The following is a 13,713-nucleotide window of genomic DNA, read 5'->3' as shown; positions in this document are numbered from 1 at the left end:
GCTCCCGCACCATGGACGGTACTGCACGATCCGCAGTAGCGTCCAGAACGAAACACCGGTCGACGACCGGCGTGTCGCCGCCTGCTCGGCCACGGCGAGGGACCGACGTGACGACCGATCACGTGCCGGACCGCCCCGCCGTCGCCCGGGCGGTCCGGCTAGGTTCGCGGCACGGACCACCGCCGGCACGGCCGAGGAGACGCACCATGACCGACACCCCGCGCGCCCACCTCGCGCAGAGCGAGCCGTTCCGCTGGGACGGGGTCGACGAGCTCGTCTACAAGGAGTCGGACAGCACGTTCCGGGACGTGACCCGGCGGGTCCTCGCGGGCGCCGAGGCAGGGCAGGGCGTCGAGCTGCGCTACTTCGAGGTCGGCCCCGGCGGGCACTCGACGCTCGAGCACCACGGGCACACGCACGTGGTCGTGCCGATCCGAGGACGCGGGCGCGCACTGGTCGGCACCGAGGTCGTCGACCTCGCACCGCACGACGTCGTGCAGGTCCCCGCGTGGACGTGGCACCAGTTCCGCGCGGCCGACGACGAGCCGCTGGGCTTCCTGTGCCTGGTCACGACCGAGCGCGACCGCCCGGTGCGACCCGACGCCGACCAGCTCGCGCAGCTGCGCGCCGACCCGGCGGTCGCGGAGTTCATCCGCGTCTGAGGTCGCGTCCGGGGCCGAACCGCCGGGAACGGACGGTCACCGGCCGCGTCAGGTCAGCCGCCGACCGCCGCGCGGAACTCCTGCGCCGACCGACGCAGGTCTCCCCCGCGGTGCAGCTCGCCGCCGATCAGCAGGACGACGTCCTGCCCGTACGTCTCGAGCAGCTCGGGCACCCGGTCGATCCCCATGCCGCCACCGGGCGCGGGCAGCGCGCCCGGCACGTCGCCGAAGGGGCGTCGCAGCCCGCCGGCGATCGCCTCGCACTGCTCGCGCGTGAACGAGAACCGCCCGCCGAACGACGGGAACACCACGACGTCCGCCCCCGCCAGGCGCAGCAGCGGACCGAACAGCAGCTCGGGGGCGATGCCGTGCGTCGGGTCCGCCACGAACGAGCCGAGCAGCGCCGGGTGGGCCATGAGCGGCGTCCCCGCCGGGACCAGCGACGCCACGTGACGGACCTCGTCGAGCCCGCCCACCCCGGGCAGCACGAGGAACCCGCCGACGCCCGCGTCGAGCGCGAACCGCACGCGTCGTCCGAGCGTCTCGGCCGGCCCGGACAGGGTCGGCAAGTAGAGCGTGCGGCCACCGGTACGCGCGTTCGCCCGCGTCACCGCGGCCGCCACGGCCGCCACCCGCTCCTCGAACGGCGACCAGCGCTGCGAGGCCAGACCCTGGTCGTCCTTGACGAGGTCGATGCCACCGAGTGCGAACGCCTCGGCCCGTTGCGCCAGCTCCGCCGAGGACAGGCCGACGGGCTTGAGCGCCGTGGCCAGCAAGGGGCGTGACGGAGCGTCGAGCAGCGTGCGCAGCCCGTCGACACCCACCCGCGGACCCGGGCCGACGTGCTGCAGCGCGGGCGGCAGCTCGAGGTCCACGAGCCGCACGCCCGGCTGCAACGACACGTTGCCGAACAGCAGCACGAGCAGCTGCGACAGGTCGTCGCCGGCCAGGTCCGCCGGGAACTCGACCTGCGCACGCGCCAGCGTCGGGTGCACCTCGACCAGGTCGACCACGTGCGCCAACGAGACGAGCGTGTGCTCCGGCGCGAGCTCGGTCGGGAACTCGTGGCTCTGCTCGACCGCGAGCGCGTGCGCCCGCCGGGCCGCGTCGAGGACGGGACCGTGGATCTCGTACGTCGCCCGGATGACGGCGCCGCCCGGGTCGCTCGTCGCCGCGCTCACACCAGCTCCTCAGGGGTCGGTCCGCCGGCCAGCACGGCGGCGGCCAGACTCGTGGTGAACGGCGGGCGCAGCACGCCCGCCTCGGTGACGATGCCGGTCACCAGCGCACCCGGCGTCACGTCGAACGCCGGGTTCCAGACGGGCACGTCCAGGTCGCCGGGACGGTCGAGCACCTCGGACGCGGCCCGCGTCTCGATCGGGATCGCTCCGCCGTCCCGCAGACCGAGGTCGACAGCGTTGAGGGTGGCCGCGACGTAGAACGGCACGCCCGCGTGCCGGGCGGCCAGCGCGAGCCCGAGCGTGCCGACCTTGTTGGCGGTGTCCCCGTTCGCGGCGATCCGGTCGGCCCCGACGACCACCGCGTCGACCAGCCCGCCCAGCAGCGCGGCCGCGGCGGCACCGTCCGGCAGCACCTGCACGTCGACGCCCGAGCGCTGCAGCTCCCACGCGGTCAGGCGGGCGCCCTGGCGCAGCGGCCGGGTCTCGGTGGCCAGCACGTGCACGTCCTCGCCGGCCTGGGCCTTGGCGTGCACGATGCCCAGGGCGGTACCGATGCCGGTGGTGGCCAGGCGTCCGGTGTTGCAGTGCGTGAGCAGCCGCGTGCGGCCGGCGAGCTCGACCCGGCCGGCCTCGCCGATGCGTCGGCACTGCTCCCGGTCGGCCTCCAGCAGACCGAGGGCCGCCGCGAGCGGGTCGCGACCCGCCCGGGCTGCCGCGGCGACCACGTCGACGGCGACCTGCAGGTTCACGGCGGTCGGCCGCGTGCGGGCCACGAGGGCCGCCACCTCGTCGAGCGGGCGCCCGGCACGCAGCCCGAGGACCACACCGAACGCCCCGGTGGTGCCGATGACGTTGGCGCCGCGCACGGCGAGCGTCGCGATCGCGTCGACCACGTCCTCGACCGTGCGCAGGTCGCGCAGCACGAGCTCACCGGGCAGGCGCCGCTGGTCGATGACCCGCACGGCGTCCCCGGTCCACTCCACCGACGGAGGCAGGCCGGGTGCGGCGACGGCGTGCAGGCCCCCGGCGGCGGCCGCCCGGACCGTGCGGATGTCCCTCGGGGCGTCGGTCACGAGCGTCATGCTCGCGCGCCCACGGCCTGCGTGCGCAGCGCGTCCGCGTCCGGGCCGTGCTCGGCGTCGACGGACCCGACGAGACCGGACGGCAGCAGCTCGCCCGGCCCGGTGATCCTCGTCCGGTCGGTGATCCAGCCCCGCGCGGTACGCAGCACCGCCCGGGCGGCTCGCACGCGCTCGTCGGTGCCCAACGTCTGCAGGTCGGAGACCTTGGCCAGCCCCACGACCCGACGGATCGCCTCGAGGCCGGCGAAGCCGACCGCGTCCTGCCACACGGCGTCGATCCACGCGTCCCGGAAGCCGTCCGTCCAGGAGGCGTCCGCCCGCTGCGGCCACAGCCGGCCGATCTCGGCGACGAACGCGTCCCACGTCTCGGCGGGCAGCCCCGCGACCCAGGTGCGGAAGTCCGCGGGCCGATCGAGCACCTCGGCGCGCACGTGCGCGAACAGGTGGTTCGCCAGGCTCGTCCCCAGGTCGAACCCGACCGGGCCGTAGAAGGCGAACTCGATGTCGAAGACCTTGGCCGCCGGTGCGCCCTGCGCGCGCTGCGGCGCACCCGGCACGAACACGGACCCGCTGTGCAGGTCGCCGTGGATGAGCGCCTGGCCCGCCGTGAGGAACCGGAACTTGAGCGCCGCGACCTCGTCGAGCAGGGCGGGGTCGCGCAGCGCGAGCACGTCGGCGGTCAGCTCGTCGTCCCACGCGTTCTGCTCGTGGTCGATGAACGGCTCGGTGAAGACCAGGTCCTCGGTGATCCGGCACAGCTCCGGGTTGGCCGCACCGGCGGCGGCCTCCTGCACGTCCTCGGCGCGCCGGCCGAGCACCGAGGTGCCGAACGCGATGCGCGCGGCGTACGTGCCGACCGCAGCGCCCGCCCCCGGGTCGATCACGCCGTCGTTCAGGGACCGGCGCCAGACGGTCCAGGAGGAAAGGTCCTCGAGCACGAGCACGCGCCGCTCGGCGTCCAGGCCGTGGAACGCAGGCGTCAGCTCGGGGCTGAGCGACTGCGCCGCGACGTACCCACGCCCCTCGGCCAGGATGCGGTCCTGGCTCAGCGGCCACGACTCGCCGACCATCCGCACGTACGGCAACGACTGCTTGACGACGAGCGAGCGCCCCTGCGCGTCGCGCACCACGAAGACCAGGTTGAGGTTCCCGTCGCCCACCTCCTGCACCGTCGCGGTCGACAGGTCGATCAGGTCGCTCACCCCGGGACGGGTGGCCAGGTAGGCGGGGACGGTGGTGACGTCGAGCACCTCGGCGCTCATCGGGAGCCTCCCGTGCGGCGGAACAGGGACGAGAACGAGAGCAGCACGGCGCCCACGAGCAGGGCGCCCTTGATGAGGTCCTGCGCGTAGTAGGGAGCGTTCTGCATGGTCAGGCCGTTGATGACGACCCCGACGAACAGCGCCCCGACGATCGTGCCGAGCGCGTGCGGGCGGTTGGCGCCCAGCACCGCGTACCCGATGAGCGCGGCGGCCACCGTCTCGAGCAGGTAGGGCGAGCCGGCACCGACGTCGCCGCGGCCGAGCCGGGCGGTGAGCAGCACGCCGCCGACCGAGGCGAGGAACCCGGAGACCACGTAGGCCAGCGCGCGGTAGCGGCCCACCCGGACGCCGGCGAGCCGGGACGCCTCGGGGTTGCCGCCGACGGCCTCGAGCAGACGGCCCGCACGGGTGCGGGTGAGCAGCACCGCGACGCCCACCGAGACGACCGTGACGATCACGACCGGGGCCGGGATGCCGAGCACGTCGCCGCGACCGAGCCACAGGAACGACTCGCTGATCCGCCCGGTCGTCGGCTCGCCGCGGAACGTCGCCCCCGCGGACACCGACTGCCCGGAGGTGAGCACGAGCGCGAGCCCCTGGACGACGAACATCGTGCCGAGCGTGGCCACCAGGTCGGGCACCCGCCCGAGCACCACGAGCGCGGCGTTCACCAGCCCGACGAGGACGCCGCAGGACAGCCCGGCCAGCACGGCCACCCAGGCCGGCAGCCCGAAGTAGACCTGCGCCGCCGCGGAGACCATGACGGTCAGGCTCACGGTCGCGCCGGCCGACAGGTCGAACCCGCCGGCCACCAGCGAGACGGTGACCCCGAGCGCGACGACGGCCGTGATGGCCACCGACTGCAGGATGATCAGCACGTTCCGCACGGTGGCGAACTCGGGCGTGGCGGTGGAGAACCACACCACGAGGACGGCCAGCAGCACGAGCAGCCCGTACCGGTAGACGAGGTCGCGTGCCACGCCGAGCGCACGGGCACGCCTCGGTTCGGGTGCGGCGGCCGGGGGCGCGAGGGCCTCGACCGGGGAGAGGGTTCCGGTGCTCATCGGGAAGCTCCTTCGGGCTCGCGGCTCGGGGGTGCCGCGACGTCGTGCGGGGTCGGACCGGTCTCGTCGGACGAGCGGTCGTCGGGGGAACCGGTGGCAGAGAGACGGTCGGCAGGGCGACGGTCGCCGGTCGCCCCGGCGAGGAGGGCGGCCAGACCGTCGGCGTCGACCTCGCCCGGGCGGACCTCGCCGACCACCGTGCCACCGGCGAGCACGAGCACCCGGTCGGCGACCTCGAGGACCTCCTCGGGGTCGGAGGACGCGACGATCGCCGCCTGGACCTCACCGCTGCGCAGCAGCGCGGCGATGTCCGCCCGGGCACCCAGGTCGACGCCGCGGAACGGCTCGTCGAGCACCAGCAGCCGCGCGCCGGCGGCGATCCAGCGGCCGACGACGACCTTCTGCCGGTTGCCGCCCGACAGCGAGCTCATCAGCGCACGGGGTCCGGAGCACACCACGGCGAGCGCGTCGATGACCGCGCGGGCCTGCGCGCGCTCGGCCAGGGAGTCGAGCAGCCCGCGGCGGCGTACCCGCCGCAGGTCGGGCAGGGTGACGGTGCGCGTCACGTCCCAGTCGGGGATCTCGGCCGCACGCACCCGGTCCTCCGGGACGAAGCCGAGGCCGGCAGCGACCGCGTCGGCGGGGTGCCGCGGCCGGTACGTCCGGCCCTCCACCTCGAGGTCTCCGGCGAGCAGGGGGCGGGCGCCGACGAGCTGCTCGAGCAGCTCGGTCTTGCCCGCTCCCAGCAGTCCGGTCAGTCCGAGCACCTCGCCGCGGTGCACGACCAGGTCGACCGGTCGCGCACCGGGCCACGCGCGCACGCCGCGCGCGGAGAGCACCGGAGTCCGGCCGCCGGCGGCCCCCTCGCCCGCGAAGGGCACGCCGTCGGAGGCTGCGGCGCGAGAGGTCCGAGCGGCGCTCGCCAGGTCGCCGAGGATCGCCCGCACCAGCTCCGCCCCGTCGAAGGGGGCGGTGAACGTGCCGACGACCTCGCCCTCGCGCAGCGCGACGACCCGGTCGCTCACCTCGGTCACCTCCGCCAGGTGGTGCGAGATGAAGACCACCGCCGTGCCGGCCGCCGCCAGACGTCGCACGTCGGCGAGCAGACGCTGCTGCTCGAGCACGGACAGGGCGGCCGTCGGCTCGTCGAGGACGAGCACCCGGGGGGCCGCGGCGAGCGCGCGGGCGAGGAGGACCTGCTGCTTCGCCGAGGTGCTCAGGTCCTCGACACGCGCGTCGAGGTCGATGGGGAAGCCGTCCGGCACGAGCCGCGCCGCACGGGCCCGGATCGCCCGCCGCGACGCGCGCACGCCGCCACCGGGCCGGGCCAGGTCGGCGAGCACGAGGTTCTCGGCGACCGTGAGGGTCGGCACGAGGGCCGCGTCGACGTCCTGGTGGACGGTCGCGACACCCTGGGCGACCGCGTCGATCGGGCCGTGCAGCCGCACGGGCACGCCGTCGACGAGGAGCGCGCCGGACGTGGGCTGCTCGGCACCGGCCAGCACCTTGATGAGCGTGGACTTGCCCGCACCGTTGGCCCCGATGAGCCCGACCACCTCGCCCGCGTGCACCTCGAGGTCGACGCCGGCCAGCGCGGCCGTGGCGCCGTAGTGCTTGACGAGACGACGCACCGAGAGCACGGGCGTCGCGGCCCGTGCTCCCGGTGCGGTGGTGCGGTCGGTCATCAGGGAACCGGAACCAGGTCGTCCGTGGTCAGGCCCGGGAAGACCGCGGCCAGGTCGGCGATCGTGGTCACACCGGCGTCGCGCAGCTCGTCGGCGAGGATGAGCGTCGGCGTGACCTCGATCGAGGCCGGCACGTCACCGCCGGTCGCCGCGAGGTAGGCCGCACGGACGGTGACCGCACCGACGTTCGCCGGGTCGGTCGCCGCGGTGGCCACCCACGGGCTGTTCTCGGCCGTGAGCACCTCGATGTCGGCGGTGGAGATGTCGGCGCCGTAGATCTTCACGGTGCCCTCGAGCCCGAGCTCCTGGACGGCGAGCGTGGCCCCCTTGGCGAACTCGTCGTACGGCGCGAAGATCGCCGTCACGCCGGGGTTGGCCTGCAGCGCCGCCTTCGCCTGGTCGGCGACGGCCGAGGCGGTGGAGTCGCTGACCACGCCGATCTGGGCGACCTGCTCGAGGCCGGGGTTGGCGGCCTTGACGTCCTCCCAGGTCTCGTTGCGCCGGTCCAGCGGGGCGTAGCCGGCGACGTACGCGTACAGGACCTGCGCGGTGCCGCCGGTGTCCTCGAGGAGCTGGTCGAGGGAGGCCTGGGCCAGCTCGTGGTCCGACTGCGAGACGGTCACGGCACGCTCGTCCTCGACCTCGGCGTCGAACGCCACGACGGGGATGCCGGCGTCGAGCGCTGCGGTGACGCCGTCGCCGATCGTGTCGGCGAACCCGTGGTCGACGATGATCGCGTCGGGCGCCTGGTTGACCGCCGACTCCAGGTCGAGCGACTGCTGGTTGTCGTCGCCGTCGGCGTTCGAGACCTGCAGGTCGACCCCGAGCTCGTCGGCCTGGGCCTGGGCCCCGGCGAGCCACTGCTCGAAGTAGTCGCCCGAGCCGAGCTGGCGCACCAGCGAGATCGAGACGGAGTCGCCGTCGGCTGCCGAGGATGCGGTGGACGCGCCGTCCGCGGCCGCGCCGCTCGAGCAGGCGGTCAGCGCGAGGAGGCCGGCGACGCCGGTGGCGAGGAGGGCTGGGAGGTGGCTGCGCCTGGTCACGATCGTGCTCCTGTCGGGGGGTGGCGGTCTGCGTCGGCGCACCACCCCCGGACGGACCTGCGTCCGCACCGGTCCGGGGCGCGCCGGGATGCGCCGCGGATTCGGTGGGGGGTCTGGCGTGGTGCGGAACCGGGAAGGTTCAGCGACTCACGCGCACGACCGGCCGACGCCGCGACGGCTGGCGCAACACAGGCGCGCACAGCTCGGGGCGACGGGGCAGGTCATGTCCCGAAGCATGCCCGTCCATCCGACAGGCGGGAAGCAGCGTTCCATCATCCGGACATGTGTCCGGTTGGCGGACACCTCGGCGGGAGGGCCGGCGCTCCTCAGTGCCCCTCAGTGCCCCTCAGTGCCCCTCAGTGCCCCTTAGCGCTCGACGACGCTCCAGGCGATCCCGTCGAGGATGTCGTGCTCCGACGTCACGACGCCGCTCAGGGCACCGCCCGCGGCCCGGACGTCCGCGCTCACGCGGCTGACCACGCCGTGCCACACCAACGAGCCGGCACCGATGACGTCGACGCGGCCGGGGTGCATGAAGCCGAGCGCCGCGCGTGCCTCACGGGGCATGGCCAGCAGGTCCTCGCACGTGGCCAGCACCTGGTCCACCTCGAGCGTGGTGCCGTCGATGCGGGCGGGGTCGTACGCCGGCAGACCCAGCGCGTGCGCCGTCACCGTCGTCACCGTGCCGGCGAGCCCGACGAGCGTGCGCGCCTGCGCCCACGGCACGTGCGCCGCCGCCTCGGCGAGCGCTGCCTCGACGTCGGAGCGGGCAGCCGCCACCTGGTCGGAGGTCGGCGGGTCCGTGCGCAGGTGCCGCTCGGTCATCCGCACGCACCCCACGTCCATCGACCACGCGGCGTCCGGGACGCTCGTGCCGAGCACGAGCTCGGTCGACCCGCCCCCCAGGTCGACCACCAGGTACGGGCCCGGGTGCGCCGACAGCCCGCCGACCGCACCGCGGAACGACAGGGCAGCCTCCTCGGTGCCCGAGACGACCTCGGGCTCGACACCGATCGCCGCGCGCACCCCGTCGACGAACTCCGCGCGGTTCTCCGCGTCGCGCGTCGCCGAGGTGGCCACGAACCGCACGGCCTCGACGCCCAGCTCGTCGCAGATCCGTGCGTACCGCGTCGTCGCCTCGAGCGTGCGGGCGAGCGCCTCGGGAGCCAGTCGCCCCGTCCGGTCCACGCCCTGCCCGAGACGGACGACCTCCATGCGGCGGTCCAGGTCCGTCAGCACCCCGTCCACGACGTCGGCGACGAGGAGTCGGATGGAGTTGGTCCCGCAGTCGATGGCAGCCACACGCGTCACGGCGGACATCCTCCCATCCGCCGCACGGTGCCCCCCGCGACGTCCGGCCCGGGTGTGGCCGTGCGAGCGCTGCCCGCGCCGGCGTCGGGGCGGCCGACGAGGTCAGCAGGTGCAGCGGTCGGGGCGCCACTCCTCGTGCAGCAGGCCCAGGACCTCGTCGCCGATCGGGTTGACGCCCGGTCCGGCGGCCAGCGCGTGCCCGACCAGCACGTGCAGGCACTTCACCCGGGTGGGCATGCCACCGGCGGAGATCCCGGCGATCTCCTCGACGTGCCCGAGCTCCTCGCGATCGGCCAGGTAGGCCCGGTGCGCCCGCTCGTACGCCGCCGCGAGCTCCTCGTCCTCGCCGAGCCGGGCGGTCAGCTCCTTCATCAGCCCGGTCGCCTCGAGCGTCGAGACCGCCGCGACCGCCGGGGGGCACGTCAGGTAGTACGTCGTCGGGAAGGGCGTGCCGTCGTCGAGTCGCGGGGCCGTGCGGACCACGAGCGGGCGACCGCACACGCACCGGGCGGCGACGCCGACGACGCCGCGGGCAGGCCGACCGAGCTGCTCAGCGAGCACCTCGCGGTCACGGTCGGTCACGGCGTCCAGGGGCGTGCGGGTCACGTGCGGTCCGATCGGTCACGGCCCGGGGCTGCGCGCCGCTCCGGGGCCTCAGGGGCTGGTCGTGCCCGCGTCCGGCGCGGGAGAGCCCCCATTGTCCCCCGCGTCGCCGGCCGTCGTGCCATCGTCCTCACCGGCGGCCCCGGCCGCCTGCACCGAGTCCCACACCGTGGCGTACCAGGGCAGCGTGAGGCCCTCGTCGTCCTCGGTGGTCGTCGTGGCCCCGGCCGTCGCGCCGGTGTCGGGCACGGTCTCGGGGTCGATCACCCGGAACGCGGTCTCCCCCGGCATCACGAAGGCGAGCCGTTCACGGGCCTGCGCGGTCACGTAGGCCGGGTCGTCCCACCGCCCGAGGTCGGACTCGAGGTCGTCGTTGCGGTCCTGGGCGGCCGCGACCTCGCTGCGCAGCGCCTTGAGCTCGGCCTGCTGCTGCAGGTACGAGCTCAACGTCGGGTAGACGAGCACGAACGCCAGGCCGAGCACGACCGCCATGACGGCCACGCGGATGCTGAACAGCCGCGGCAGCCGCGTCTGGACCACCTGGGCCCGCGGCGTGCCCCGCGCGGGTGTCGGGGCGGGACGTGCGGCCGGGCGGCTCGAGGACGGCCGGGAGGAGGTCGGGCGCGGGGTCGCGGTCCGCTGCGGCGACCCGGCGCGGGTGGGTGCCGCGGTCCGCGAGGCAGCCGGTCGAGGAGCAGCCGGTCGCGGAGCGGCCGGTCGGGGTGCCGCGGCCCGTGGTGCCGAGGGCCGGGGCGCGGCGGGGCGCGTCGCAGGTTCTCCGGGTGCTTCTCCGGACGCAGGCGTGCGCGGGGCAGCCGGGCGTCGCGGAGCAGACATGGCACCGATTCTGCCCCCGCCGACCAGGTCGGACGCGCACATCCTCCGGCGTGGGCGCGCCGGAGGATGTGAGGGGTTCGTGATGACGCACCCTGCCCCGGGCACGGCAGAGGCCGGCGACCCCTGTGGGTCACCGGCCTCCGGTGCGAGCCGCCCGCCGAGGGCGAGGCGGCTCGCGACGGGCTCAGCCCTGGCGGAACCGCGGGAATGCGGAACGACCGGCGTACACGGCGGCGTCGTCCAGCTCCTCCTCGATGCGCAGCAGCTGGTTGTACTTGTTGATGCGCTCGCCACGGGCCGGCGCACCGGTCTTGATCTGGCCGGCGTTCGTCGCGACGGACAGGTCGGCGATCGTGGTGTCCTCGGTCTCGCCGGAGCGGTGCGAGGTCATCGTGGTGAAGCCGTTGCGCTGCGCGAGCGTCACGGCGTCGAGCGTCTCGGTCAGCGTGCCGATCTGGTTCAGCTTGACCAGCAGCGAGTTGGCGGCCTTGAGCTCGATGCCCTTGGCCAGACGCGTCGGGTTGGTGACGAACAGGTCGTCGCCGACGATCTGCACCTTGTCGCCGACCTTGGAGACCAGCTCGGACCAGGTGCCCCACTCGTCCTCGGACAGCGGGTCCTCGATGGAGACCAGCGGGTAGTCCGCCACGAGCTGCTCGTAGAACGCGATCATGTCGGCGGGCGAGGTGGCCTTGCCCTCGAACTGGTACGCGCCGTCCTTGAAGAACTCGGTCGCGGCGACGTCGAGCGCGAGGCCCACGTCGACGCCCGGGGTGAAGCCGGCCTTCTCGATCGCGATGAGGATCAGGTCCAGCGCGGCACGGTTGGACTCGAGGTTCGGCGCGAAGCCACCCTCGTCGCCCAGACCGGTCGACAGGCCCTTGCTCTTCAGCACGGACTTGAGGGAGTGGTAGACCTCGGCGCCGGTGCGCAGGGCCTCACGGAAGGTCGTGGCGCCGATGGGGGCGACCATGAACTCCTGGATGTCGACGTTGGAGTCGGCGTGCGACCCACCGTTGAGGATGTTCATCATCGGGACCGGCAGCACGTGGGCGTTCGGGCCACCGACGTAGCGGAACAGCGGCAGGTCGGCCGAGTCGGCCGCAGCCTTGGCGACCGCGAGCGAGACGCCCAGGATCGCGTTGGCGCCGAGCTTGCCCTTGTTGGGCGTGCCGTCGAGCTCGATGAGCGCGGCGTCGACCAGACGCTGCTCCGAGGCCTCGAAGCCGATGAGCTCGGGGGCGATCTCGTCGATCACGGCGTTGACGGCGTCCTCGACGCCCTTGCCCAGGTAACGGCTCTTGTCGCCGTCACGGCGCTCGACGGCCTCGAACGCGCCGGTCGAGGCACCCGAGGGGACGCCTGCACGAGCGATGGTGCCGTCGTCGAGGGCGACCTCGACCTCGACAGTGGGGTTGCCTCGCGAGTCAAGGATCTCGCGGGCGCCGACGGCCTCGATGCTGGCCATGGTGCTCCTTCGACGAGCGGTTGGGTTTGCGACCTCAGCCTAGAGGGAACTGCGCGAACTGGAGACAGGACCTTCGACCGCGCGACGGCCCGACCCCCGTGCAGGGGAGGTGCGGGCGCACCTTCCCGCTGGTCAGAGGGCCTGGATGATGTGCTCGACCTGCTCCTTGGCGTCACCGAAGAGCATCGCGGTGTTCTCGCGGAAGAACAGCGGGTTCTGCACACCGGCGTACCCGGTGGCCATCGACCGCTTGAACACGATCACCTGCTGCGCGTGCCACACCTCGAGCACCGGCATACCGGCGATCGGGGAGCCCGGGTCGTCCAGCGCGGCCGGGTTCACGGTGTCGTTCGCGCCGATCACCAGCACGACGTCGGTGTCCGCGAAGTCCTCGTTGATCTCGTCCATCTCGAGCACGACGTCGTACGGCACGCGCGCCTCGGCGAGCAGCACGTTCATGTGGCCGGGCAGACGGCCCGCGACGGGGTGCACGCCGAAACGGACCTCGACGCCGGACGAGCGCAGCCGGGACACCAGGTCCGCCACGGGGTACTGGGCCTTGGCGACCGCCATGCCGTAGCCGGGGGTCACGATGACCGAGCGGGCGCCCTTGAGCATGTCCGCGACGTCCGCCGCCGACACCTCGCGGTGCTCGCCGTAGTCCTTGTCGGAGGCGACGACCGTGCCGCCCTCGGCGCCGAACCCACCCAGGATCACCGAGACGAACGAGCGGTTCATGGCCTTGCACATGATGTACGAGAGGATCGCACCGGAGGAGCCGACGAGGGCGCCGGTGACGATGAGCAGGTCGTTGCCGAGCATGAAGCCCGCCGCGGCGGCCGCCCAGCCGGAGTACGAGTTCAGCATCGAGACGACGACCGGCATGTCGCCGCCGCCGATCGAGGCGACCAGGTGCCAGCCGAGCGCGAGAGCGATCACGGTCATGAGCAGCAGCGGCACGATCGAGGGTGCGGCCAGGAACCAGGCCAGCAGACCGACCGACAGGACGAGCGCGGCCAGGTTCAGCAGGTTGCGCCCGGGGAGCATCAGCGGCGAGCTCTTGATCCGCGCCGAGAGCTTCAGGTAGGCCACGATCGACCCGGTGAACGTCACCGCACCGATGAGCACGCCGAGGAACACCTCGACCAGGTGCACCGCGTCGGTGCCCTCGGTCAGGTAGGAGTTGAACCCGACGAGCACCGCGGCCAGACCGACGAAGCTGTGCAGCATCGCGATCATCTCGGGCATCTGCGTCATCTCGACCTTGCGGGCCTGCCAGGTGCCCACGCTCGCGCCGATGAGGAACACCAGGGCGATGAGGAGCAGGGTCACCAGGACGGAACGCTCCGCCTGGTCGGCGGCGAGCACCACGGTGGCCAGCAGGGCCAGGCCCATGCCGACCATGCCGAGCAGGTTCCCGCGCCGGGCGGAGGTCTGCTTGGACAGACCTGCCAGCGACAGGACGAACAGGACGGCCGCGACGAGGTACACGGCCTGGGCGAGCGAGGTCAGCAC

The 13,713-nt window shown here is 73.9% G+C and carries 12 protein-coding genes; 1 reads left to right on the top strand and 11 read right to left on the bottom strand.

The genetic code is table 11. The annotated features are described in order from the left end of the window. Positions 1-206 precede the first annotated feature (206 nt). Positions 207-662, top strand: coding sequence for a cupin domain-containing protein (locus BKA22_RS12390; protein WP_146953893.1), 456 nt, complete (start codon positions 207-209; stop codon positions 660-662). Between the two features lie 53 nt (positions 663-715). Here the strand turns inward: BKA22_RS12390 and BKA22_RS12385 are convergent, their stop codons facing one another. The 11 genes from BKA22_RS12385 to pntB form a co-directional block, all read right to left on the bottom strand. Continuing rightward, complete coding sequence (locus BKA22_RS12385) at positions 716-1,843, bottom strand: RuBisCO large subunit C-terminal-like domain-containing protein (protein ID WP_146953894.1); 1,128 nt, start codon at positions 1,841-1,843, stop codon at positions 716-718. Then, a complete protein-coding gene (mtnA, locus tag BKA22_RS12380) occupies positions 1,840-2,916 on the bottom strand; it encodes an S-methyl-5-thioribose-1-phosphate isomerase (protein ID WP_223203665.1) in 1,077 nt (358 codons plus the stop codon). The genes BKA22_RS12385 and mtnA overlap by 4 nt, the downstream gene beginning before the upstream one ends. Positions 2,917-2,921: 5 nt before the next feature. Further along, positions 2,922-4,187, bottom strand: a complete 1,266-nt coding sequence (gene mtnK, locus BKA22_RS12375; RefSeq protein WP_146953895.1) for an S-methyl-5-thioribose kinase — start codon at positions 4,185-4,187, stop codon at positions 2,922-2,924. Beyond that, positions 4,184-5,251: an ABC transporter permease gene (locus BKA22_RS12370; protein WP_146953896.1), complete on the bottom strand. Its 1,068-nt coding sequence runs from the start codon at positions 5,249-5,251 to the stop codon at positions 4,184-4,186. The genes mtnK and BKA22_RS12370 overlap by 4 nt, the downstream gene beginning before the upstream one ends. Further along, a complete protein-coding gene (locus tag BKA22_RS12365; protein ID WP_146953897.1) occupies positions 5,248-6,936 on the bottom strand; it encodes a sugar ABC transporter ATP-binding protein in 1,689 nt (562 codons plus the stop codon). The genes BKA22_RS12370 and BKA22_RS12365 overlap by 4 nt, the downstream gene beginning before the upstream one ends. Next, positions 6,936-7,979, bottom strand: a complete 1,044-nt coding sequence (locus BKA22_RS12360) for a substrate-binding domain-containing protein (RefSeq protein ID WP_179561765.1) — start codon at positions 7,977-7,979, stop codon at positions 6,936-6,938. Before BKA22_RS12360 ends, BKA22_RS12365 begins: the two co-directional genes overlap by 1 nt. Before the next feature lie 366 nt (positions 7,980-8,345). Then, positions 8,346-9,290: a Ppx/GppA phosphatase family protein gene (locus BKA22_RS12355; RefSeq protein ID WP_146953899.1), complete on the bottom strand. Its 945-nt coding sequence runs from the start codon at positions 9,288-9,290 to the stop codon at positions 8,346-8,348. A gap of 102 nt (positions 9,291-9,392) precedes the next feature. Further along, positions 9,393-9,896 carry a DUF501 domain-containing protein gene (locus tag BKA22_RS12350; RefSeq protein ID WP_146953900.1) on the bottom strand — a complete coding sequence of 168 codons (504 nt, stop codon included), beginning with the start codon at positions 9,894-9,896 and terminating at the stop codon, positions 9,393-9,395. A 48-nt stretch (positions 9,897-9,944) separates the two neighbouring features. Further along, positions 9,945-10,433 carry an FtsB family cell division protein gene (locus tag BKA22_RS12345; RefSeq protein WP_223203666.1) on the bottom strand — a complete coding sequence of 163 codons (489 nt, stop codon included), beginning with the start codon at positions 10,431-10,433 and terminating at the stop codon, positions 9,945-9,947. A gap of 481 nt (positions 10,434-10,914) precedes the next feature. Continuing rightward, positions 10,915-12,198 carry a phosphopyruvate hydratase gene (gene eno, locus BKA22_RS12340; protein WP_146953901.1) on the bottom strand — a complete coding sequence of 428 codons (1,284 nt, stop codon included), beginning with the start codon at positions 12,196-12,198 and terminating at the stop codon, positions 10,915-10,917. 132 nt (positions 12,199-12,330) lie between these two features. Next, the gene (gene pntB / locus BKA22_RS12335) at positions 12,331-13,713 is read right to left on the bottom strand and encodes a Re/Si-specific NAD(P)(+) transhydrogenase subunit beta (protein ID WP_146953902.1); all 1,383 of its coding nucleotides are present in this window, start codon (positions 13,711-13,713) and stop codon (positions 12,331-12,333) included.

The sequence above is a fragment of the Cellulomonas soli genome (genome assembly GCF_013409305.1).
In the GTDB taxonomy this organism is placed as follows: Bacteria; Actinomycetota; Actinomycetes; order Actinomycetales; family Cellulomonadaceae; genus Cellulomonas; species Cellulomonas soli.
Note: the sequence above shows the minus strand (reverse complement) of the source record. Positions and strands in the feature narration are given on the sequence as shown.

What these genes read in the sequence shown, in the direction of transcription:
- BKA22_RS12390 (WP_146953893.1), top strand. Translation starts at nt 207, where the DNA reads ATGACCGACACCCCGCGCGCCCACCTCGCGCAGAGCGAGCCGTTCCGC.
- mtnK (WP_146953895.1), bottom strand. Translation starts at nt 4,187, where the DNA reads ATGAGCGCCGAGGTGCTCGACGTCACCACCGTCCCCGCCTACCTGGCC.
- BKA22_RS12370 (WP_146953896.1), bottom strand. Translation starts at nt 5,251, where the DNA reads ATGAGCACCGGAACCCTCTCCCCGGTCGAGGCCCTCGCGCCCCCGGCC.
- BKA22_RS12365 (WP_146953897.1), bottom strand. Translation starts at nt 6,936, where the DNA reads ATGACCGACCGCACCACCGCACCGGGAGCACGGGCCGCGACGCCCGTG.
- eno (WP_146953901.1), bottom strand. Translation starts at nt 12,198, where the DNA reads ATGGCCAGCATCGAGGCCGTCGGCGCCCGCGAGATCCTTGACTCGCGA.